The 22,008-nt window shown below is 63.6% G+C and carries 25 protein-coding genes and 1 pseudogene; 10 read left to right on the forward strand and 16 right to left on the reverse strand.

The window, feature by feature from the left end; translation table 11 throughout:
• The first annotated feature begins 17 nt into the window (after window positions 1-17).
• From AADZ55_RS12040 to AADZ55_RS12060, 5 genes are all read left to right on the forward strand, one after another.
• Window positions 18-1,370: a glutamine synthetase family protein gene (locus AADZ55_RS12040; protein ID WP_085326109.1), complete on the forward strand. Its 1,353-nt coding sequence runs from the start codon at window positions 18-20 to the stop codon at window positions 1,368-1,370.
• A 2-nt stretch (window positions 1,371-1,372) separates the two neighbouring features.
• Entirely contained in the window at window positions 1,373-2,494 is a 1,122-nt protein-coding gene (locus tag AADZ55_RS12045) for an amidohydrolase family protein (RefSeq protein ID WP_085326020.1), read from the forward strand.
• A gap of 160 nt (window positions 2,495-2,654) precedes the next feature.
• Window positions 2,655-3,182, forward strand: a complete 528-nt coding sequence (locus AADZ55_RS12050; protein WP_165759422.1) for a 6-pyruvoyl trahydropterin synthase family protein — start codon at window positions 2,655-2,657, stop codon at window positions 3,180-3,182.
• Between the two features lie 112 nt (window positions 3,183-3,294).
• Complete coding sequence (locus AADZ55_RS12055) at window positions 3,295-3,783, forward strand: 6-pyruvoyl trahydropterin synthase family protein (protein WP_085326016.1); 489 nt, start codon at window positions 3,295-3,297, stop codon at window positions 3,781-3,783.
• Window positions 3,784-3,862: 79 nt separating this feature from the next.
• The gene (locus AADZ55_RS12060; RefSeq protein ID WP_085326014.1) at window positions 3,863-4,705 is read left to right on the forward strand and encodes an LLM class flavin-dependent oxidoreductase; all 843 of its coding nucleotides are present in this window, start codon (window positions 3,863-3,865) and stop codon (window positions 4,703-4,705) included.
• 58 nt (window positions 4,706-4,763) lie between these two features.
• Here the strand turns inward: AADZ55_RS12060 and AADZ55_RS12065 are convergent, their stop codons facing one another.
• The 8 genes from AADZ55_RS12065 to AADZ55_RS12100 form a co-directional block, all read right to left on the reverse strand.
• Entirely contained in the window at window positions 4,764-5,225 is a 462-nt protein-coding gene (locus AADZ55_RS12065; protein ID WP_085326012.1) for a nuclear transport factor 2 family protein, read from the reverse strand.
• The gene (locus AADZ55_RS12070) at window positions 5,222-6,538 is read right to left on the reverse strand and encodes a cytochrome P450 (protein WP_085326010.1); all 1,317 of its coding nucleotides are present in this window, start codon (window positions 6,536-6,538) and stop codon (window positions 5,222-5,224) included. The genes AADZ55_RS12065 and AADZ55_RS12070 overlap by 4 nt, the downstream gene beginning before the upstream one ends.
• A 63-nt stretch (window positions 6,539-6,601) precedes the next feature.
• Window positions 6,602-7,024, reverse strand: coding sequence for a lipoprotein LpqH (locus AADZ55_RS12075; RefSeq protein ID WP_085326008.1), 423 nt, complete (start codon window positions 7,022-7,024; stop codon window positions 6,602-6,604).
• Window positions 7,025-7,065: 41 nt separating this feature from the next.
• Window positions 7,066-7,899 (reverse strand): SDR family oxidoreductase, encoded by an 834-nt coding sequence (locus AADZ55_RS12080; RefSeq protein WP_085326007.1) that lies wholly within the window; start codon window positions 7,897-7,899, stop codon window positions 7,066-7,068.
• Between the two features lie 52 nt (window positions 7,900-7,951).
• Window positions 7,952-8,428, reverse strand: a complete 477-nt coding sequence (locus AADZ55_RS12085) for an SRPBCC family protein (protein WP_085326005.1) — start codon at window positions 8,426-8,428, stop codon at window positions 7,952-7,954.
• Window positions 8,429-8,466: 38 nt separating this feature from the next.
• Window positions 8,467-8,889, reverse strand: a complete 423-nt coding sequence (gene rpfC, locus AADZ55_RS12090) for a resuscitation-promoting factor RpfC (protein WP_278248621.1) — start codon at window positions 8,887-8,889, stop codon at window positions 8,467-8,469.
• Window positions 8,890-9,007: 118 nt separating this feature from the next.
• On the reverse strand, window positions 9,008-9,592 hold the full coding sequence (locus AADZ55_RS12095; protein ID WP_423202396.1) for a chorismate mutase: 585 nt from the start codon (window positions 9,590-9,592) through the stop codon (window positions 9,008-9,010).
• 18 nt (window positions 9,593-9,610) lie between these two features.
• Window positions 9,611-10,456 (reverse strand): alpha/beta fold hydrolase, encoded by an 846-nt coding sequence (locus tag AADZ55_RS12100; protein WP_085326000.1) that lies wholly within the window; start codon window positions 10,454-10,456, stop codon window positions 9,611-9,613.
• A 60-nt stretch (window positions 10,457-10,516) separates the two neighbouring features.
• Between AADZ55_RS12100 and AADZ55_RS12105 the strand changes: the two genes are divergently transcribed.
• A complete protein-coding gene (locus AADZ55_RS12105; protein WP_085325998.1) occupies window positions 10,517-11,167 on the forward strand; it encodes a TetR/AcrR family transcriptional regulator in 651 nt (216 codons plus the stop codon).
• A gap of 397 nt (window positions 11,168-11,564) precedes the next feature.
• Here the strand turns inward: AADZ55_RS12105 and ag85B are convergent, their stop codons facing one another.
• On the reverse strand, window positions 11,565-12,542 hold the full coding sequence (gene ag85B, locus AADZ55_RS12110; RefSeq protein WP_085325996.1) for a diacylglycerol acyltransferase/mycolyltransferase Ag85B: 978 nt from the start codon (window positions 12,540-12,542) through the stop codon (window positions 11,565-11,567).
• Between the two features lie 517 nt (window positions 12,543-13,059).
• Between ag85B and AADZ55_RS12115 the strand changes: the two genes are divergently transcribed.
• Entirely contained in the window at window positions 13,060-14,217 is a 1,158-nt protein-coding gene (locus AADZ55_RS12115) for a DUF7159 family protein (RefSeq protein WP_085325994.1), read from the forward strand.
• On the opposite strand, the gene AADZ55_RS12120 is transcribed toward AADZ55_RS12115, so the two are convergent.
• The 5 genes and pseudogenes from AADZ55_RS12120 to AADZ55_RS12140 form a co-directional block, all read right to left on the reverse strand.
• Complete coding sequence (locus tag AADZ55_RS12120; protein ID WP_085325992.1) at window positions 14,184-14,909, reverse strand: DUF4389 domain-containing protein; 726 nt, start codon at window positions 14,907-14,909, stop codon at window positions 14,184-14,186. The genes AADZ55_RS12115 and AADZ55_RS12120 overlap by 34 nt on opposite strands.
• An 89-nt stretch (window positions 14,910-14,998) precedes the next feature.
• Window positions 14,999-15,934 (reverse strand): class I SAM-dependent methyltransferase, encoded by a 936-nt coding sequence (locus AADZ55_RS12125; protein WP_085325991.1) that lies wholly within the window; start codon window positions 15,932-15,934, stop codon window positions 14,999-15,001.
• A gap of 101 nt (window positions 15,935-16,035) precedes the next feature.
• Window positions 16,036-16,566: a YceI family protein gene (locus AADZ55_RS12130; RefSeq protein ID WP_085326107.1), complete on the reverse strand. Its 531-nt coding sequence runs from the start codon at window positions 16,564-16,566 to the stop codon at window positions 16,036-16,038.
• 61 nt (window positions 16,567-16,627) lie between these two features.
• Window positions 16,628-17,455, reverse strand: a pseudogene (locus tag AADZ55_RS12135) (alcohol dehydrogenase catalytic domain-containing protein).
• Window positions 17,431-18,711 (reverse strand): cytochrome P450, encoded by a 1,281-nt coding sequence (locus AADZ55_RS12140; RefSeq protein ID WP_085325989.1) that lies wholly within the window; start codon window positions 18,709-18,711, stop codon window positions 17,431-17,433. Before AADZ55_RS12140 ends, AADZ55_RS12135 begins: the two are co-directional and overlap by 25 nt.
• A gap of 370 nt (window positions 18,712-19,081) precedes the next feature.
• On the opposite strand from AADZ55_RS12140, the gene AADZ55_RS12145 reads away from it, so the two are divergent.
• From AADZ55_RS12145 to AADZ55_RS12155, 3 genes are all read left to right on the forward strand, one after another.
• Complete coding sequence (locus AADZ55_RS12145) at window positions 19,082-19,489, forward strand: hypothetical protein (protein WP_085326105.1); 408 nt, start codon at window positions 19,082-19,084, stop codon at window positions 19,487-19,489.
• A 22-nt stretch (window positions 19,490-19,511) separates the two neighbouring features.
• Window positions 19,512-19,802, forward strand: coding sequence for a hypothetical protein (locus AADZ55_RS12150; RefSeq protein ID WP_085326103.1), 291 nt, complete (start codon window positions 19,512-19,514; stop codon window positions 19,800-19,802).
• Between the two features lie 73 nt (window positions 19,803-19,875).
• Window positions 19,876-20,094 carry a hypothetical protein gene (locus tag AADZ55_RS12155; protein ID WP_085325987.1) on the forward strand — a complete coding sequence of 73 codons (219 nt, stop codon included), beginning with the start codon at window positions 19,876-19,878 and terminating at the stop codon, window positions 20,092-20,094.
• Window positions 20,095-20,143: 49 nt separating this feature from the next.
• Here AADZ55_RS12155 and AADZ55_RS12160 read toward each other — a convergent pair whose 3' ends face one another.
• Together AADZ55_RS12160 and AADZ55_RS12165 are read right to left on the reverse strand one after the other, a co-directional pair.
• The gene (locus AADZ55_RS12160) at window positions 20,144-21,274 is read right to left on the reverse strand and encodes a nitronate monooxygenase (RefSeq protein ID WP_085325985.1); all 1,131 of its coding nucleotides are present in this window, start codon (window positions 21,272-21,274) and stop codon (window positions 20,144-20,146) included.
• Window positions 21,275-21,397: 123 nt separating this feature from the next.
• Window positions 21,398-21,862: a hypothetical protein gene (locus tag AADZ55_RS12165; RefSeq protein ID WP_085326101.1), complete on the reverse strand. Its 465-nt coding sequence runs from the start codon at window positions 21,860-21,862 to the stop codon at window positions 21,398-21,400.
• Window positions 21,863-22,008: the final 146 nt, after the last annotated feature.

Consider the following 22,008-nt stretch of genomic DNA (forward strand, 5'->3'; position numbering starts at 1 on the left):
GCTGCAGAATGGCTGCCATGACAGCCACACCGCTTGCCGCGGCCGCGATCGCCCAACTGGAGGCCGAGGGCGTCGACACCGTCATCGGCACCGTCGTGAACCCAGCCGGGCTCACCCATGCCAAGACGGTGCCGATCCGCCGGACCAACACGTTCGCCGATCCCGGCTTGGGCGCCAGTCCTACCTGGCATGGTTTCGCCATCGACCAAAGCGGCATTGCGTTCACCGGAGACGTCGGTGTGGTCGGCGATCAGCGTCTCCGCATCGATCTGTCGGCATTGCGCATCATCGGCGACGGGTTGGCCTGGGCGCCCGCCGCATTTTACGAGCAGGACGGTACCCCCGTTCCCGCGTGCAGCCGTGGCACCTTGAGCCGGGTCGAGGCCGCGCTTGCCGAGGCCGGCATCACCGCGGTGATCGGCCATGAAATCGAATTCCTGCTGGTCGACGCCGACGGCCAGCGGCTGCCGTCGACACTGTGGGCCCAGTACGGCCTTGCCGGGGTACTCGAGCACGAGGCGTTCGTCCGCGATGTCAACGCCGCGGCGACGGCTGCCGGTATCGCCATTGAGCAGTTCCATCCGGAGTACGGCGCCAACCAATTCGAGATCTCGCTGGCGCCGCTGTCGCCGGTGGCGGCTGCCGATCAGCTGGTCCTGACCCGCCTCATCATCGGCCGCACCGCTCGACGCCACGGGCTACGCGTCAGCCTGTCGCCGGCTCCATTCGCGGGAAGTGTCGGATCCGGTGCCCACCAGCACTTCTCGTTAACCACGCCGGAAGGGACGCTGTTCTCCGGTGGGCCTGGTGCGGCAGGCATGACCCAAGCGGGGGAGGCCGCCGTGGCAGGGTTGCTCCGCGGATTGCCGGACGCCCAAGGCATCCTGTGCGGATCGATCGTGTCCGGCCTGCGCATGCGACCGGGCAACTGGGCTGGAATCTATGTGTGTTGGGGTATCGAAAACCGCGAGGCGGCAGTGCGATTCGTCAAGGGCGGCCCGGGTAGCACCTACGGCGGCAATGTCGAGGTGAAGGTCGTCGACCCGTCGGCCAACCCATACCTGGCGTCGGCGGCGATCCTCGGACTGGCTCTCGACGGAATCGAGAACAAGGCGGTGCTGCCGCGGGAAACAACCGTCGATCCGGGAGAGATTTCTGACCTGGATCGTGACCGCGCCGGCATTTTGCGCCTGCCCGCGGCTCAGACTGAAGCGATTGCTGCACTTCACAATTCGAAACTACTGCGGGGCATCCTCGGCGATCCCGTGGTCAACGTGGTGGCCGCGGTCCGACAGCTGGAGCATGAGCGCTACGGCGACCTCGATCCCGAGCGGCTGGCCGACAAGTTCCGCATGGCCTGGAGCCTGTAGCGGTGACCGACACCGCCGACACGGATCTGGACAGGCGCACCGGCGAAGTGCCGTTGATCGATCAGCACGTCCATGGATGCTGGCTGACCGCGGGGGACCAGCGCCGGTTCGAGAATGCGCTCAACGAGGCCAACACCGAACCCCTGGCGGACTTCGACTCGGGATTCGACTCGCAACTCGGTTTCGCCGTTCGCAACCACTGCGGCCCCATCCTTGGACTGCCCAAGCACGTTGATCCGCAAACCTATTGGGATCGACGCAGCCAATTCGGCGAAGCCGAGCTGGCCCGTCAATTTCTGCGGGCCGCCGGGGTGACCGATTGGCTCGTGGATACCGGGGTCGATGGTGTTGCAGATGTCCCTAGACTGAGCGAACTGTCCGGCGGCCGTGCCTACGAGGTGGTCCGTCTTGAGCAGGTGGCCGAACAGGCCGCGCAGGCATCGGGCGACTACGTGTCGGCGTTCGAGGAGATACTGCACCGGCGCGCGGCCACCGCGGTCGGTACCAAGTCCATCCTGGCCTATCGGGGCGGGTTCGACGGCGACCTGACCGAGCCGCCAGCGGCGCAGGTCGCCGAGGCCGCCAAACGGTGGCGTGACGGTGGCGGTGTCCGGTTGCAGGACCGGGTTCTACTTCGCTTCGGGTTGCACCAGGCGCTGCGCCTGGGCAAGCCGCTACAATTCCACGTCGGGTTTGGCGACCGCGACTGCGATCTGCACAAGACCAATCCGCTGTATCTGCTCGATTTTCTGCGGCAGTCCGGGAATACCCCGATCGTGTTGCTGCACTGCTATCCCTACGAACGCGAAGCCGGCTATCTCACACAGGCCTTCAACAATGTCTATCTCGACGGCGGGTTGAGTGTGAACTACCTGGGGGCCCGGTCACCCGCCTTGATCGCCCGACTCCTGGAGCTTGCTCCCTTTCGTAAGATTGTGTATTCGTCCGACGGATTCGGCCCCGCGGAACTCCACTTTCTCGGTGCGACGTTGTGGCGCATCGGCATTCGGCTCGCTCTGCGCGGATTTGTCGAGAGCGGCGACTGGAGCGAGGCCGATGCCCTCCGGGTGGTCGACCTCATCGCCCATGGCAACGCCGCACGCATCTATCACCTGGGCGATTAGCGTTGAACCACATTGCCTTGTGTCGACCTGCGCCACGGCAATAACTTTGTTGTGTACGACGGCTTCCGGCCAGAACAATCTGGGTTCATGATCAACCGGTCGGTGCGGCTCTCGGCCAACATCAGCACATTGCCCGCATGCCAGGAATATACTCATGCGCATGAGAAGCGATGTGGTCGCCGCGGAGCGGGACAACCCGAACACCGCCGCCGAACCAAGCCGTGCGGTATCCAAAGGACTTGTCCCCACGATTCGTACCATCGAGAAGACTTTTAGATTTGATGCTGGCCATCGATCCCTGGGTTTCGACTACACGAAAGAAGAAACGATCCATGGACACACCTGGGAGCTAAAGCTCATAGTCGAGTGCCGGCAAAAATTGGATGATATGAAGACAATATTCGACACTAATGAACTGAACGTTATCACTCGGCCAATAATCGACTCGCTGGACCACTCATTTATTATTTGGACTGAGGATCCGATATTCGATGCATTCGTGAAGGTGTGCGAGCTTGCGGGCGTAGCCGACAAAGTCTATCCCGTTGATTTTAATCCGACCATCGAAGGGATGGTGGAGCATATCTTCAATAGGGTGGATGAGCAGCTTGAACTCGATGGCTGCACGCTGAAGCGCGCCGAACTCCGGTGCGCGTCAACCCTAAATGCTTGCTATGAAGTCGGTTAAGACCCGGGTCTCGGCTTCGGCCTACTCGCAGTCAAATGCCGTAAGGTGACTCAGCGGAGGTTAGCTGATCTCGCAGGCGACGCCCCGCCAGTCGTTGGAGGAGGAGATAGTTGTGAGCTACACCATCAAGCAGACCTTTCGCATTGAAATGGGCCACCGAACCTGGACCCAAGACATGCGCACGAGCCGGGGAAAGGAATTCTATGATCCGGCATTGGTCGCGGACAAGTGCGCAAATCTACACGGGCACACAATGTTTGTCTCCGTAACTATAGCTGGCGACAGTCTCGACGATCAGTACTTCCTCATGGATACCGATCTTCTCACCGGGGCATTTAAACCGATCCTGGATGAGGTGGACCATGCCTTTGTCGTCGATAAGAATGATCCGCTGTATGGAGACATCGCCGCGGTAACGCAAAAAGGCGGGCTCAAATTGTGCACTGTCGATTTCTCGCCGACCTTTGAGGCGATGGTGCGACACTTCCATGACCGCCTGCAGTCCGCGCTCGATGAAAAAGGGCTGGGGGACGTACTCCGCATCAAAGAAGTCAAGGTTCTCGGTGAACAATCCGTGGAGGCCACATACTCCAATGGATGATCAGGATGCTCGTCATCAAGCGGTTGGTAGCCGCGATGATGCCGGGACTGTTCTGGCTCGTTGACCGTAAGGTTGATCAATGCGTCATGGGCTCTACCTGCCGCTATTTGGTGCGTTGGCTGATCCGCACGTAGCCGTGGACGTCGCTCGTTGTGCGGAGCAGTCTGGCTGGGACGGGCTATTCGTCTGGGATCACGTGCTAACTCCCGTTCCGGGCGAGTGGGATATCGCTTGCCCGTGGATCGTTATGGCGGCCGCGGCCGTCGTGACGAGCCGTATCCGGCTCGGACCGATGGTGACCCCACTGCCGCGCCGTCGGGTGATGAAGCTTGCCCGCGAAACCGTCACCCTGGACCGGCTAAGCCGCGGTCGGCTGACCTTGGGATTGGGTGCCGGCGGCGACATCGGGCGAGAGTTCTCGGCCTTCGCCGATTGCGTCGATGCACGTCAACGAGCACAGGTATTGGAGGAGGGGGCCGCGGTTCTGGTCTCGCTATGGGCTGGGGAGTCGGTCAACCACCGTGGCGCGGTGGTCGCCGAGAATGTTCGAGCTACCCCCGGGCCGATCCAGCAGCCCCGGATTCCCGTCTGGTTCGGCACCGCGCGTACCACGGGTGGCCCGGTCGAGCGGGCCGCCCGCTACGACGGCGTCTTCACCTTGGGAGGCACCTTCGAGCGTTCCGCCCGCGACGACACCGCGATCAAGTTCGGCGTGGATCCGGCACGGGTGGCGCGTATCGCAGAGACGGTTGCGGGCGTGCGGGGAACATGCGATGGGTTCGATATCGCTGTCGTCGCTGGTCCCGATGACGATCTCGATGGGTTGCGTGCGGCGGGTGCCACCTGGGCGATGCAAGCATTTTGGCCATGGCATCGGGCAGACGAGGTGCTGCGTGTCATTGAGCGCGGCAAACCAGGCTGATCGCCGCGTTTCGCAGGCGTCGGGGCACGCATCGAGAGGATGTTGCTTGGCGATCGGCTCAGATCAGCCCGGTCGCGTCGAAGACCCACGACGTATCCGCAGTGGCAAGGTCGTCTAGCCAGGCAGCGGGTGCGAAGCCGGTGAGGCTGGCCATGTCCCAATAGTCCTTCCAGACCGAGACTTTCCCATCGACGACCCGGTGGACCGTTACGAACCTCAGCACACCTTGCTCGCCAGTCGTGAACGTCCATGTCTCGGAGTGCTCGTACATGACGTCGGAGCCGTCGGCCACCAACAGTCCGTCGTGATTCTGGTAGCCGGCCAGGGGCTCGAGCCCGACCTTGAGCCGCTTCACGACGTCGTCGGGACCGCGTGCGGCCAACGTGGGACCTACCGGCATGTCGACGTAGATGCAGTCCGCCGACAAGAATGTCTTGACCGCATCCCAATCCCGCCGCGAAAGCGCCTGCCACAGCCCAAGTACGGCATCGCGGGCCACGCTCGTGGAATCCTTGGTCACGGGCTAACCATGGACCGTGCCGGGCCCAGCGCGACCGGCAACGTCGACCAACCGCGCAACACCCGGGTGTCACGCCGACTTCCAGCACCCACGGCCCGTACATCGGGAAAGCGGTCGAAGAAGGTTTTCAGCCCGACCTCACCTTCGGCGCGGGCCAGCGCGGCCCCCAGGCAGAAGTGGCGGCCCGTGGAGAACGCGAGATGCCTTCCGGCGTTGGGGCGTTCGATGTCAAAGCGGTGCGGATCGCTAAACACAGACGGATCGCGGTTGGCGGCGGCCAGATAGATCACCACGACTTCACCACGTTTGATCACCGCGCCCGCCACCTCGATGTCATTGCGAGCTACCCGAGCGGTGAGCTGAACCGGCGATTCCAGCCGCAAGATTTCTTCAACCGTGTTGGCCCAGAGCTCCGGGCGCTGACGCAGCGTGTCCCGATGCTCGGGATTATCCAGCAACATGCGAATCCCGTTGCCCAACAGATTCACTGTGGTTTCGAATCCTGCGACCAAAACCAACCCGGCGATCGCCCGAAGTTCGGTCTCGTCGAGATGTGTCTCGGCACCACCGCTTTCAGAGGTCCGGATCAACTGACTCATCAGGTCCTCACCCGGGGCGCGCCGCAACCGCCGCAGATGCTCCTCGAGCCAGGAATTGAATCCCACTATTCCTTGCTGCACCCGCATGTACTGCCGCCACGGCACCCCGAAATCGAGGCTCGGCGCTGCCAACTCACCGAACTCCAAGACGCGCCGCCGGTCATGTTCGGGCACTCCCAAAATTTCGCTGATCACCGCGATGGGAAGTTGCGAGCAATAGCGTCCGACGACGTCGACGACGCCGGGCTGCTCAGCGAGCCGATCCAAGAGACCGGTCGCGGTCTGCTCGACCCGATCGCGTAGTGCGGTGACCGCCCGTGAGGTAAACACCGCCGACACCGTTTTGCGATAGCGAGTGTGATCGGGTGGCTCGACGGCCAACAACGACGGTTCCCGCAGCGGGTGAAGTCGATCGTCGCGGGTACGGCGCTCCAGCCAGCGCAGCGGTGCCGGCAGATTCTCGCCGAACGAGATGACGTGGAAGTCGTCGGATCGCAGCAGGTAATGCGCGAGCCGATGGTCGACGGTCAGAAGGTTCGCGCGGCCGCGCACCAGGGGGCCGTGAGCCCGGATTTCGTCGTAGAACGGCACCGGGTCGGCGGCGACGGCCGGATCGGCGACCAGCCGGGCCTGCAAGTCGCCTCGCCGAATCCCGATTACCGCGATGCCGCGGATAATCCCGTGCATCGCCAACCAGTGCAGCCGGTCCTTCACAGCTCCTCCGAAGTTCGATTGGTATTCACCAAGACTAGGCCCGGCGGGGCGGAGCCACGATTTTCAGCACTCCGCGACAATCTTGAAGTCCGTCGTCACGACCTTGTTGGGATTGATGCTGGCGATGCCGTAGGCGCTGCCGGTAATGGTGTACTCGTTGCGGACGAGGTCGACGTGCGCGTCGCCCACCCCACCTTGCCAGAAGCTCCCGTTGAACCCGTCGACGTTGCGGATCTTCACCCACTGCGGGATCACCCTGTCACCGCTGAGCAACACCACCGCTTGGACGTGGCTGTCGTGGTCACGGATGTCGATAGTCCGGTAGGACTGCTCCTGGCTGCAGGCGGCGGGGCGTGCTGTTTGAGTGGCACCATCGATGGTCAGCCGTGCGGCCTTTCGGGGCGCTGTCTGGGCCTGGCCACAAGCCGAGACGACACCGACGACGACCGCTGCGACTCCTGCCACCTTGACCAACCGGTTGCACACCAGCCACCTCCGTTTCGGGCCTGAGCGTCGTACACGAGACATTACTGCTGCTTTGGCTCCAGTACGGCCTGGTATTTGGCAATGCGACTTCGGACAAGCTCCGGACTGATGCCCTTGAGCCGGTCGATCCAGCGAACGCTTGGAGGCACATACCAATGCAACCGCGTCGGGTGCCGGTAGGCCTGCCATGCGACCTCGGCGACGCTGACCGCCGGCACCAGGCGGAACATGCCCTTCTTGGGCGCGGCGGCGCGGACCTCGTCCGGGGAGATCGTGGACTCGCCCGCACCGCCGTGCTGGGGCGTCGAGGCGAGGATGGCGGTGTCGATCAGACCGGGTAGCACGTCGGCGACGCGCACCCCGTGCCGCCGCCACTCCACGCTCAACGCCTCGGTCAACCCCTTGACGGCGTGCTTGGTTGCCGAGTAGACGGCGATGCGGGGCATGCCGTAGGTGCCAGAGGACGATGATGTCGAGAACATCAAACTCCCTGGCGCCTTCTTGAGGTAGGGCAGTGCGGCGTAGGCGCCAGCGAGCACCGCCTTGAAGTTCACGTCCACGACACGCATCGCGGCCTCGTACGGCACGTCCTCGAACCAACCTCCTTCGCCGATGCCCGCGTTGTTCCACATCATGTCGAGGGCGCCGCCGACGTTGCCGGCACAGAAATCGGCGAGGGCACCCTCAAGGGCCGTCCTGTCGGTGACGTCGACGACGCGGGTCCACAGCCGTTCGGCACCAAGCTGCGCGCTCAGGGCAACAAGGCCGTTGCCGTTGCGGTCTATCGCACCCACTCGCCAGCCCTTGGCATGGAAGAGCTTTGCCCCCTCTCGCCCCATTCCGCTGCCGGCGCCGGTGATGAATATGGCTTTCATGCGACTCGCCGAGGAGGAGCCGCGCAATCAAGCATGCGCTGAGCCAAACCCGTCAGCTCACTTCGACCACATCTTTGATGCGCTGCAGCGTCTTGGTCATGTCCCGAATGTTGTTGCGCCTCCGCAGCCAACCGCCGAACATCCAGTAGTACACGGTGGTAAACGTTGACGGGGTGAGCCGAAACGACTCGGTGACGTCGGTGCCGTCGCCGGCGGGCACCAATCGATAATGCCAGTTGTTCACCGGTCGGTCGCCGAGCAACACAGCAAATCCGAACTCATGGCCGGGTTCGCACGCCGTCACCTCGCATACCGTCCAATAGACCGGCCCGATCCCGTTACGCCGCACATGCCCACGGAATCGCGCGCCCAGCGCTGGACCCGTTGCATCACCCAGCCACTCGGCCTCAAACGTTTCCGGTGAGAACCGACCGGTGTTGCCGACATCCGCGATCAGGTTCCAGATCTTGTCCGCGTGCGCCGCCATGTGAACCGTGGCCGAACCTTCCATGAACTGATCAAAACACATGCGTGGACCGGGTCATAGACCGCACGCGCAGCCTGTCCTCAGCGCGGAATGCTCGCCTGGATGCTGGCCCAGATGATCTCGTTGATGATTTGCTTGAGGCCCTGCGCGGGTTTCGACCAAAGTGCGATCGGGAGGCCAGAGGAAGCGCCGCACTTCGGCCATGCGTCCAATCCCTGTTCAGCCAAAACTCGGTTGGCTACCACGATTTGTTGCTCCCGGGAGGCGGCCGCCGGATTGCCGACACCGCCGAACGCGGCCCAGGTAGCAGGCTTGAATTGCAGCCCACCATATTTGCCGTTGCCGGTGTTGGCTGCCCAGTTGCCGCCGGATTCGCACTGCGCGACCGCGTCCCAATTTGGGCTTGGGAGAGCATGTGCAGCGGCGGTGGAGAGTGACATCGAGGCCGCGACCGAACCGGCCACGAGAGCGGACTTGATGAGAGGCTTAGCGACGTTGGTCATGTCCGACATGTCGCCGGGAGTGGCCGAAGCGTTACCAATTAGAGAAGCATGTGAGATCCGACGTCCATCCCGCCAAGGATTCCGCCGGCAGTCGGCAAATGGCGCGGCGGCAACCGAATCAGGCCGGTAGCGGGACCTGACAGTACGACTGCGTCGCCCTCGTCAGAGCCCGTTGATAGAGGCCGTCGAAGTGACGGACCCCGATCGTGTCGCGTCGGGCGCGGTCGAGTTGGGCCGCACAAGAGGGAGCCGCCAGCAAATTCCAGTTAAGCCCAATCTGAGACAGAATCTTATGATTCAGGGCATCGATCGCCGACCGCGACACCGACAGATCCGGCGGCTCGGCGGGCGCACTGGGCGGGTTGAGCTTCCAATCCGCGAATCGGCTGTATTGGATGGCCTCGGTGGCGCTGATCTGGTCCCGGAAGACGCGGGTTACGTATTCCGGGTCGATGTCCTCGCTGGTGGCATCGTCGCGCAACTTGGTGAGTTGTTGCTCGACGCGAGCAGGGTCCTCGATTGCGGAATGCATGCTCCACTTGAAGGCGGCCACCGGGTCGGCGACCTCCAACCGCTCTGCGGCGGCGTCGACCAACTCGATTAGCTGGCTGGAACTGTCGGCTTGCACCTGCGGTGGGATCAGTGGGGCAACCGGCGACAGGAGGACGCCCATCAAAACGACGAGGCGGCTGAGAGTGCAGATAAAGCCGATCCTAGCGCATCAGCCACGATGTGCGCCGACTGTCGCTATAGCATCGATCACCGCCAGCGGATTATCAAGTGCGACGAACGTTTTCGCTCCGGGTACCTCGATCATTGTGGAGTTCGGGAACAGCGCGGCCAGTCGCCGAGCCAGCGATGGGGTGAAACACCGGTCGCCCATTCCCCACACCAACGTGACCGGTTTGGTGAATTGCGGGAAGCGCGTTGACACTTCAGTCAGATCGGTGGCCGCGACGTGTCGAAGCAGCGTCGCGAGATCGCGGCAAATCCGTGTGTCATTGCGACAGGGCTGAAGCCACGATGCCGTGAGTTCTGGGTCCGGGTGGTTGAGCAGCAGGCCGTAGCCCAGCGGGGAGTGCCGGAGCGGTGTCCACCTCATCGTCGCGAACAACGTCTTGATGGATTTGGCCCCACGCAGCAGCGCAAAGACGGCGGGGAAGGGGAACGGGGGGAACGTGTCGAATGCATCGCAATTGGTGAGCACCAGCCGGCCGATTCGGTGCGGATTGGCGTCGATGACCAGCTGGCAAAGACCGCCGCCGGTGTCATTGCCAACCAGTGTCACCTCGGCGAGCTCATGGGCCGCCATAAAATCGCTGATCACCCTGGCAACTCCGGCGGGGGAGAGGTCGGCGCCGTCGTTGACCGGAGTGGTGTGTGAGCCCAGCGGCCAAGTCGGCAAGAAACAGCGAAACCCCTTCCGAGCAAGCCCTTCCGCGACTCGGTCCCATAGGCGTTCATCGACCAGGATGCCGTGAACGAACAGCACTGGGGGATACGGTGAGTCCGTCGGCCCCAGCACTCGGTAGTCGATCGTCGCCTGCTTCAACTCGGTCTGTGCCATTTCGGCTATCCTTCTTTCTGAACTTACAAACTCACAGTACGAAAGTTACGTGCAGCGTGCATGAAAGTCAATAATGGTTCGGCCGTCGTGACTGCCGGTGCGCCCAGAACACGCCGCACCCAGGCGCAGCGCACCGCCGCGACCCGTTCGCGGCTGACGGAAGCCGGACGAAAGCTGTTCGCCGACAAGGGATTCACGGCTGTCACCACTCAGGAGATCGTGGCCGCCGCTGGCCTAACACGCGGTGCCCTATACCACCAGTTCGACAGCAAGGCAGCACTGTTCGCCGCGGTTTACGAAGAAGTCGAGCACGATCTCGTCACCGAAGTCGCCGACCAAATCCTTGCCGCCCAACCGCGCGACCAGCTAGACGCGATGCGGACGGGCGCGCGGGTTTTCCTGCAGCGCTGCGCCGCCCCCGAGGTGGTGCGGATCGTTCTCATCGACGCCCCCACCGTACTCGGCTGGGACCACTGGCGCGCGGTGGGTATCAAGTACGGACTCGGAGTCATTGAAGGCACGCTAACCCAGGCCATTGCCGACGGTGCGGTACCCGAACAACCCGTGCGGCCCTGCGCGCACGTGTTGCTGGCAGCGCTCGACGAGGCCGCGCTATATATCTCGCGCGCAACCGATCCCGATCGGGCGCGAGAAGAAATGTACGCCGTCTGTAACCGCCTGATCAGCGGCATCGCCGAACGCGGTACTTAGTTGCCTACCCGGGACAATGGCAAGAGCGCAGACTGGCTGCGCACTCGGGGCCGGGCTGCGATTGCCGCCGCGCTCGCGTTCTCATTGCTGCTGGGCGGAGCCTTCCTACTTGGATAGGTTCCATTCCTCGCCCGCCGACACCCTCAGCCCCGTCAACCCGGCGACCGACGGCCGACGACATCTGCCGGCTATGTGTTGATGTGCTTCTCACCTATGGCTCTACCGAGGGCCTAGCGGCCAAGCGAACACATATACGGCTGCCGCCACCGCGACGACACGACGGCGTGGATCGATCTCACCGGCCAGTTCAAGCCGGCACGGCAAATGACTCCTGGGCCTGACGGCCCGCGCATGCGAGGCGATCAGGCCCAGGAAATCAAGCAGCCGGTTGCTCCCGTCAGCGGGCGCCCAACGAACTCTGTAGGTCACCCTTCATGGCGTTGAGCTGGGCACCCCAGTACTCCCAACTGTGCGTGCCGTTGGCGTCGAAGTTGAACACTGCGTTGTGGCCACCGGCGGCGTTGTAGGCGTCCTGGAACTTCAGGTTGCTGCCCCGCACGAAGTTCTCCAGGAACTCCGCTGGCAGGTTTGCGCCACCCAGCTCCGACGGCGTGCCGTTGCCGCAGTACACCCAGAGGCGGGTGTTGTTGGCGACCAGCTTGGGGATCTGAACCGTCGGGTCGTTGCGCTGCCACGCCGGGTCACTCGAGGGCCCCCACATATCCGCGGCCTTGTAACCACCGGCGTCACCCATGGCCAGGCCGATCAGCGTTGGCCCCATCCCATTGGAGGGGTCCAGCAGGGCCGACAGCGAGCCCGCGTAGACGAACTGCTGCGGGTGGTAGGCGGCCAGGATCATGGCCGACGAGCCGGCCATCGAGATGCCGACCGCGGCGCTGCCGGTGGGCTTCACGCTCTTGTTGGCGGACAGCCACTGGGGCAGCTCGCTGGTCAGGAACGTTTCCCACTTGTAGGTCGAGCAGCCGGCCTTACCGCAGGCGGGCTGGTACCAGTCGGTGTAGAAGCTGGACTGTCCACCGACCGGCATGACGATCGACAGGCCCGACTGGTAGTACCACTCGAACGCCGGGGTGTTGATGTCCCAGCCGTTGTAGTCGTCCTGGGCGCGCAGGCCGTCGAGCAGATACACCGCGGGTGCGTTGTCCCCGCCGCTCTGGAACTGAACCTTGATGCTGCGACCCATCGACGGCGACGGCACCTGCAGGTACTCCACTGGCAGACCCGGCCGGGAGAATGCTCCCGCGGTTGCCGCTCCGCCGGCGAGTCCGATAAGGCCGGGGAGGGCTGCAGCTGCCGCCGCGCCGACCACCAGTCGGCGGCCCCAGGCCCGTATCTTCCCGCTCACGTCTGTCATACCTGTGCCCCTTGTCCTGTATGTCGTCGTGCGCTTCCGGCAGAACTTACCGCGCGGGTAAGCCAAATGTCGATTCGGATGCGAAGTCGTTTCAGTTCTGTATCGGTTACCGACGCGGGCCTAGCAACTGTGCTATAGGGCACGCACCATCATCACGGTATCCGCTACGACCGCCTTGACCTCCGGGAACCCGGAGGAACCCGGCGGGAGGCGAATCGCATTGAGCAATCTATCGAGGGTTTACCGGCAACGCCAGCATGGCCGACCGCGTGTCGCACGGCGATCATCCGACGGATTCGAAACCCAGTCCGAGCATCGACCGCTGCCGATTGCTGGTTTGCCCACCCGGGAGGCCGAACTTGCGTCGACCGCGTAGGCTCGCTCGAAGCAAGCCGACGAAGACCACGCTATTCCGGTCTGTTCCGGCGCTCCGAGCACCACCGCTGTGGGATTCCTGGCGTGCGATGGTGCCGGCTAAGGGCGTCGGAGGTTCCGGAAACGATTGAGGTGCGAGAATTTGGATACGGTACTTGGGCTATCGATAACGCCGACCACTGTCGGGTGGGTCCTCGCTGAAGGACACGGCGCAGACGGCACCATCCTGGACCGCAACGAGTTGGAGCTACACGGCGGCCGTGACGTGCGGGCCGTAAATACCGCAGAGCAGCTGGCGACGGAAGTTCTGCGCGCCAAAGAGGTGGCAACGGCGGGCGATCATCGTTTGCGCGTCATCGGCGTGACCTGGAACGACGAAGCCTCGGCTCAGGCCGCGCTGCTGCTGGAGTTGCTGACCGGTGCGGGTTTCGACAACCTTGTGCCGATCCGGATGCTCGACGCCATCGAGACGCTGGGGCAGGCCATCGCACCCATCATCGGCTACGAGCAGACCGCGGTGTGCGTTCTCGAACATGAGTGGGCGACCGTCGTGATGATCGATACCCACGACGCGGAGACGCGTACCGCCGTCAAGCGTGTGCGCGGCGGCTTGTCAGGACTGACCTCCTGGCTGACCGGTATGTTCGACCGCGATTCCTGGCGCCCTGCCGGCGTGGTTGTGGTCGGCTCGGACAGCGACGTCAGCGCGTTCGCGTGGCAGCTCGAAAAGGTCTTGCCGGTGCCGGTTTTCGCGCAAACCATGGCGCAAGTGACGGTCGCGCGGGGTGCTGCCCTGGCAGCAGCCCAGAGCACCGAGTTCACCGACGCCCGGCTGCTGGCCGATACCACCAGCGAACCGGCCGTCGCGCCCACGCGATCTCGGCACTACGCCGGGGCCGCGACCACGTTGGCCGCCGCCGCGGTGACCTTCGTGGCTTCGCTGTCCTTGGCGGTGGGCATGCAACTGGCTCCGCATAAAGACCCCGAAACGACAAGCCACCGAGCCCACGCTTCGACGCCACGTATCGCAGAGGCCGAGGCGCCCGCCAAGCCGTCCAGGACGGTCGAGCCACCCGCCCCCGTAGCAGCACCCGAACCCGCAACGCATCAGGAACCGCCCGTGCACCTCACCTCCGGTGCAGCGCTCGCGGAACCGAACCCAACCGAGGCCCCAGCCGAGGGGGAGCCGAACGCTTCTGCGCCGCAACAGGATCGGAATGACCGGCAGCTCATCTTGACAAGAGTGCTGGAACACATACCTGGTGCCTACGGTGACTCGCCGGCAGATCCAGCTGAGTAGTCGGAGGATCCCGTAGCGGGTTGCGAAACTTGGGATTCGCGCGGACCCATGTCGAGACGAAGCGGTGGGTACTCATCGCGCATCAACCCCTTGTAGGCCCGGACCCGGATAGCCCACCGGTTGATGCCGATCACCAGGTCGTATAGCCCAGCGGGATAGCGGCCGGTGAACAGCAGTGTCACCGCCGCGATGACCAGCAGGATCGCCAGCAACGACGGCAGCAGTATGCCGACACGATCGTGCTCGCCGATCATGAAGACCCGCCAGCCGGCGGAGAAGAAGACCGCAAGGATCAGATAGTGGGGGATGGCCAGGAGCCACCACTTGATCAGCACCAGGCCGCGATTCAGCCGCTGCGGATAGGCGACCTCCAAGTCGGCCGGATATTCCGCATTCGCGCGCAAGCTGAACGGCGGGTATCGGTCGGTGCCCAGCGCCGACAGTGCGTAGAAGGCAACCCGCCAACGCCACCGCATAACACCGACATTGAAGTCGAACAGCGCCCGTGGGTACCTGCCGGCGAACAGGATGGCAAAGAACGCGATCACGGTGACCACGAGGGCGGCGACGTGCAAAAACAACAGGACAATGTAGTGCGGGAGGGCCAAAATCCACTTGACCAGCCACTGCCAGCGTGACAACGCGGGATCGAGTTCACCCCGGACCCAGACCGGATAGGCGTCAGGTTGCATGATCGACGGCTCCTTTGCATGCGCGTCGGCTCGATCGACGAATCCATTGTCGCGTATTTTCCCCGCGCGGGCGAAGCCCGCGCGACGTGCTACTGGTGCCGGATCGACGTGCAGTAATGGTGTTCGGGCGTCAACTGCTGGTTCGCGGACGAGGGTGGCACGGGTAATCCATTATCGTCCAACAACTTACTGAGCGTGGTGCGAGCGGATTGCCAGCCGCGGCTGTCCAGGTATGTCGCGACGTCGTTGCGCTCAGCCACGTCATATCGCAGGTTGGCGATTTCGATGTCGAACCCGTGCTTGCGCCACCGTTGCGAGGCGGCATCTAGCAGATCCGGTACTGGTGCTCCGTCGTCATCGGTTGGGTTCTCGAAGATCTCGGCGGCCAACCGACTCCCCGGCGCGCTGAGCGCGGTGATGTTGTCCAGCAAGCGATCCTGGGCGTCTGGTGGCAAGAATGGCAGCAGCCCCTCGGCGAGCCATGCGCTCGGCTGGTTGGCGTCAAAGCCCGCCTGACGCAATGCCGTGGGCCAGTCGTGTCGTAGATCGATCGGCACCCCCCGCAGTTCGGCTGTCAGAGTCGCATCCAGACCGGCAAGGGTGGCCGCCTTGAACTCGATGACTTGCGGCTGGTCGATCTCGAACACGGTCGTGCCGCTGGGCCAGAACAATCGGTATGCACGCGCGTCCAGACCGGAAGCCAGGATGACAACCTGACGAATACCCGCGGCCGTCGCGTCGTGCAAAAACACATCGAAGTGCCGGGTCCGGGCGGCCATCAGGTCGGCCAGACGCTGCAGCCCCCATCTGTCGTCGGGGCCGTCGACCTCAGCCGCGATGATGTCTCCGGCGGCCCAGCGAGTGAAGAACTCAATCCCCACGGCCCGCACCAGGGGTTCGGCGAACGGATCGTCGACCAGCGGGTTGTCGGCCCTGGTGGCAACCGCGCGAGCAGCAGCCACCATCGTCGCCGTCGCTCCGACGCTGGTGGCAAGGTCCCACGAATCGTTGTCTGTACGCGGCATCGACGGTCCTTTCGGCTCGGCTAGCAAATATGTACTTAGTCAAAATAAATGATTCGCCGTTGAGGATACACCTGCCTGCGAAGTCCGCCACTGCGGTGGAATCAAACATCCTTAGCCCGAACGGCGGTGAATGACACGCTCACCACGTCGGCAACCTGCATTGCGCCCATCACCAGCGAGTAGGGCTTGACACCGTAGTCGGACTGGCGAACCGTGGATTCGGCAGAGATGCGCCACGAATCACCGAGATCCTCCGTGTGCAAGTCGATTACGTGGTCTCGAGCCCTTCCCCGGATGTGCAGCACCCCGGTCAGGCGGTAGCCATCCCCGGTCCGGACAACGGCTTCTGAGGTGAAGCGAACGTAGGGAAAGCGGCTGGCGTTGAGCGATCTCAGCGCGTTCGACCGCACCAGAACCTTTTCGGTCCCGGATAACCCCTTGACGCCACCCTCGCCGCGCAGCACTTCGAACGACTCCAGTTCGACGGCAAGCTCGGCGGCGACGGGTTCGGCGCCGGCCCAGTTCACCACAGCCTGCCACCGGGTCATCGTGATGGTGAGCCGATGACCCAATCGCGCTGCCCTGCCCGCGACTCCGGTGCGAAGGATCAGCTGGCCGTCGGAGGCATCCATGGTCCACAACGCGTCGCTCACACGACGACTGTATTCAGACGATCTGTCGGGCCACTCAGCGTCACATGGTCAGAACGGCGCGGTCGCGTGCTCGCCCTTGCTCCATCGCCGCGTATCCGTCGCCCGCTTGTGCCAGCGGTCGCTCCTCAATCCACGCCCGTACCCCTGACAAGACCGCGAAATACATGGTCTCCTCCTCGGCAGCGGGTCGGCCGTCACACCTACGACGACCAGCTCACCGCTAGGCAGCAACCCGCCCACTGTTTCAACCATGGCCCGCCTAGTTGCCAGCGGTCGCCAGGGCAACATTTGCCCCGCCCAGTGCCCGCAGTGCTTCGGCGACGGCACCGCTGGTGGAGGCGATGTAATGGTGCGCACGAGTGATCGCGATGGTTTCGAGGCCCATCGCCCTGGAACACTGAACCCGAAGGTGACCGAGGCCACCGACACCGAGAACCGCAACACGGTCACCCGGCATGGCCTTCGTGTGGCGCAGCGCGTTGAAAGTCGTGACCCCGGGCGCAGCCCATCCGGGCGGCTTCTGCACAGGACAGCTTCGCTGGGATCCGGGCCAGCGCATTGGCCGGTGCGGTCACCGAATCGGCGTGGCCGCGAGGATATTGCCAACTCGGGACCTTCATGTTCGCGCAGTGCATGCGAAATCGACGACTCCTTCGCCGAGTTCGGCTATTGTTCCAGCGATTTCGTGTCCGAGGGTTAGCGGCCAGGATACGCCCGGGAAGCCGCCGTGAACGAAGGCGCGGTCGGTTCCGCACACACCGCACGCCGAAACCGCGATGCGTACCTCGTCGCGACCAGGTGGCGCAATTTCGACGTCGACCATAGGTATGGGGTTCGGACCAGTCAAACTTGGCGCAAAACAGGGCATTTCGCTGCCCCTTTACTGTGGTAATCCACTTGCCAGTGCTTGATCCCGTTGAGCCAGCCCGACCGTAGCCGCTCGGGTTTGCCGATGGATTCCAGATCGGGCATGGCGTCGGCGATCGCACTAAACATCAGGTCGATCGTCATCCGGGCCAGGTTCGCGCCGATGCAGTAGTGCGCGCCACTGCCACCAAACCCCACGTGCGGGTTGGGATCACGCAGGATGTTGAAGGCAAACGGGTCTTCGAATACGTCTTCGTCGAAGTTGGCGGAGCGGTAGATCATCACCACCCGTTGGCCCTTCTTGATCCGCACCCCAGACAATTCGTAGTCCTGTAGGGCCGTTCGCTGGAATGACGTGACCGGGGTGGCCCAGCGGACGATCTCGTCGGCCGCGGTGGTGGGACGCTGCCTTTTGTAGAGTTCCCACTGATCGGGGAAGTCGGTGAAGGCCATCATGCCTTGGGTGATGGAGTTGCGGGTGGTCTCGTTGCCGGCGACGGCCAACAGGATGACGAAGAAGCCGAACTCGTCTGCGGAGAGCTTGTGGCCGTCGATATCGGCCTCGACCAGCTTGGTGACAATGTCGTGCCCGGGGTTCTTCGCCCGGTCGGCGGCCATTTGCATGGCGTACATGATCAGCTCGACCGAGGCCGCCATGGCCTCGTTAGTGGCGAACTCGGGATCTTGGTCGCCTACCATCTGGTTGGACCAGTGAAACAGTTTCATGCGGTCCTCCTGGGGCACACCCAGCAACCCCGCGATGGCCTGCAGGGGCAGTTCACACGACACCTGCTCGACGAAGTCGCCGGCACCCTCGGCCGCCGCCATCTCGACGATGCGCCGGGCGCGCTCGTCCAGGTCATCGCGCAGCTGCTCCACCGCTCGGGGAGTGAAGCCGCGAGAGATGATTTTGCGCAGCCGGGTGTGCTGCGGGGCGTCCATGTTGAGCAGGACAAACTTGCCTCTGTCGATTTGCTCTTGGACCGTCCCGTCCTTGTAGCGTGGCAGGGCAGTCTTCTGCAGGCTGGAAAAGACATCGCTGCGCAGCGAAACCTCCTTGACGTCCTTGTGTTTGGACACCACCCAGAAGCCGCCGTCATCGAACCCGCCCTTCCCGATCGGCTGCTCGTTCCACCAGATTGGTGCGGCCCGCCGCATCTCGGCCAGCTCTTCGACCGGCAGCCGCTCCGCGTAGATGTCTGGGTCGGTGAAATCGAACCCGGGCGGCAGATTGGGCGTTGGCTTGACAGTTGGCATGCGGACTCCTCGAAACGCCGATTCTGGTGGTCGTCAAGTGCCGACAATTCATTGCTACACCACAGCTAGGAAACACCGAAGCAAGATCGCGAAACATCGACGCCAACTTGTTCAGCCATCAAATCTTGGTGCACCGATCGGATGCGCCATAGGCCCGAGCCGGGCCAACAACCTGGTGATATGGCGCGGGCTGGCCCCGGTTCGACTCATCGACGCGTCCATCACAGACCGGTGCCCGGTCTGCGTTTCCGAACATGCCGCTCCCAGCAAAGGCAATCGAAAGCCTCCCGGCGCTGTCCTACTCCCTTGTGGGCCCCGCCACAATCGTTATGCTTTGGTGAAGCTCGCCGGTGCCATGGAGGGGTGCAACATGATTCGCGAACTGCTCACCACCGCTGCGATCGCGGGCGCCGCGATCGGTGGGACGCCAGTCGCCGGTGCAGACCCGCAGCATTATGACGGCGACGTGCCGGGGATGAATTATGACGCTTCGCTGGGTGCCCCGTGCCCTAGCTGGGAGCGCTTTATCTTCGGACGGGGCCCCTCCGGCCAGGCTGAAGCCTGTCATTTCCCGCCCCCCAACCAGTTCCCGCCGGCCGATACCGGGTACTGGGTCATCTCCTACCCGCTGTACGGCGTGCAGCAGGTCGGTGCGCCCTGCCCGAAGCCACAGGCGGCGGCGCAGTCCCCGGATGGGTTGCCGATGCTTTGTCTGGGAGCTCGTGGGTGGCAGCCGGGATGGTTTACCGGTGCCGGGTTCTTCCCGCCTGAGCCATAGCAGGTGGGTGTTTCTCTCGATCATGCGCGAAGGCAGTCCCACCGAAGCACCGATCCCGCGGTGGCTGCGCTTCGTGCTCGCGTCAGATCGGACGGGCTCGGCCTGGTACATCGGGGCGGGTTTCTTCTTCGCGCCGGTGCTGGCGGTGCTGTCGCCGTGGCCGACCGTCACGGTGGTGCTCTGGTGGGTCATCGGATTGGCGGGGTTGTGGCTCGGCCTGCTCGGAATCGCAATGGCCGTCGGCCTAGCGCGGATATTGCGCTCCGGTGCGCAGATTCCGGAAGACTACTGGCGCAGTCTCGTTGACTATTGACTTGGCAATGCGGTCTGCACATTTCGCCAGGTCTACAGTCGTATCAACGTCGGTCAACGAATAGGAGACTCCGATGGGCTTCAATCCCAAAGATGCGGTCGACGCGGTCCGCGACATCGCGACCAATGCCGTCGAAAAGGCCTCGGACATTGTCGAAAACGCTAGCGACATCATCCGCGGTGACATCGCGGGCGGCGCCAGTGGCATCGTCCAGAACTCCATCGACATCGCCACCCACGCGGTCGACCGGACGAAGGAAGTGTTCACCGGAAAGGTCGACGACGAAGACTAGTCCGGAGTAGTCGGCGTTCTCCGGCACACGCGGTGCTTGCCCGCTGCTATCAGACGGAAGCTGCGGCGTTGAGTTCGTCCAACCGGGCGGTCGCCTCGAGGTACTCCTGCACCCAGCGTTCGATGACGGTAGCCGTCTTTTCTACCTTGCTGAACTGTCCGACAACCTGCCCCACCGGGTTGAACGCGACGTCGACGGTCTCGTTCGGGTATTTGTGTGTGGCCTTGACGGCCATTCCGGAGACCATGTACTGCAACGGCATGCCGAGCGGCTGGGGGCTCTCCGGTTGCTCCCATGCCTCGGTCCAGTCGTTGCGCAGCATCCGGGCCGGCTTGCCGGTGAAGGAACGGCTGCGGACGGTGTCGCGGCTGGTCGCTTTGGCGTATGCAGCTTGCTGAACTGGGGTGTTCGCGGCCTCCTCCACCATCAGCCACTGGGAGCCGGTCCACGCCCCTTGGGCCCCCAGCGCGAGGGCCGCTGCGATCTGCTGACCGCTGCCGATGCCGCCCGCCGCCAACACCGGAACAGGGGCCACCTCCCTGACCACCTGCGGCCACAGCACAATTGAGCCCACCTCGCCGCAGTGCCCCCCGGCCTCACCGCCCTGGGCGATGATGATGTCGACGCCCGCATCAGCGTGCTTGCGCCCCTGCGACGGCGATCCGCACAATGCGGCCACCTTGCGACCTGACTCGTGGATGTGCTTGATCATGTCGGCTGGGGGGGTGCCGAGCGCGTTGGCGACCATCGTCATCTTCGGGTGCTTCAACGCCACGTCGACCTGCGGGGTTGCCGTTGCCTCGGTCCATCCGAGCAGCTGCAAGCTGTCCTGGTCACTGTCCTCAACCGGAACGCCGTGATCGGCGAGGATCTTGCGGGCGAAGTCCAGATGTTCCTGCGGGACCATCGACCGCAGCCTCTGGGCGAGCTCATCCGCCGACACCCGGGAGTCCATGCCCTCGTACTTGTTTGGGATGACGATGTCGACCCCGTAGGGGTGGTCGCCGATGTGCTCGTCAATCCAGTTGAGCTCGATCTCCAGCTGCTCCGGTGTGAAGCCGACGGCTCCGAGCACACCGAAACCGCCGGCCTTGCTGACGGCGACCACCACATCGCGGCAGTGGGTGAAGGCGAAGATCGGGAACTCGATGCCGAGTTCGTCGCATATGGCGGTGTGCATGCCTGCTCCTGGGGCGTTCGCCGAATTGAAACGTGTTCTAGTTTAGTACGGAAGCCCTCGACCTGGCCAGCGAGGTCCCGCGCGTCGTAACTACGGCCCATCATCCACCGTGGCAGCGATCGGTCAGGTCACCAGGGTGTGCGCCAACCACAAAACCAGGAACGCGAACATGCAACCGGCGCAGATGAGGTGATCCCGACAGATGGATCGGGCGAGCCGGCGCTGATCGAGTGAACTGTCGATACGGTTTCCGAGTCGCACTGCGGAGGGGACGGTGTGGACCAGTGCCAGCACCACCGGGACACCCGCCAGACCAGCCGACGTCAACAGCAACCAACCGGGGTCCTGACCCCGAGCAGCCTGAAACCCTAACGCGCCCAACAAAATCATCATCACCAACACAATGAGCCGGCTCATCGGGCGCGACGTGGTCGTGGCGCGGTGGTAGTAGCCCGCGATGGAGGCCAACACCGGCTCGGGTAGTTCAGCGTCGGCGCCCCGGCGGCCGAAAACCTGGACATCGAAGATCAGGTCTATCCACAAGACAGCAAGCAAGAAACCGCTGCAGGCCGTGAGTAGCGGGGCCACGTCGCTCATCCACCTCCGGGTAGTCCGCCCAGCCAGGTCGGCCGCCGTTGCTGCGCGTGGCCAACCAATCGTTCCATTGTTTCGCAATCCGCCGAAACGCTGTCCGAGCCGCGGCCGACACATCGGCACGCCACCGGCCGTTGCGG

Source organism: Mycobacterium decipiens, from assembly GCF_963853665.1.
GTDB classification, from domain to species: Bacteria; Actinomycetota; Actinomycetes; order Mycobacteriales; family Mycobacteriaceae; genus Mycobacterium; species Mycobacterium decipiens.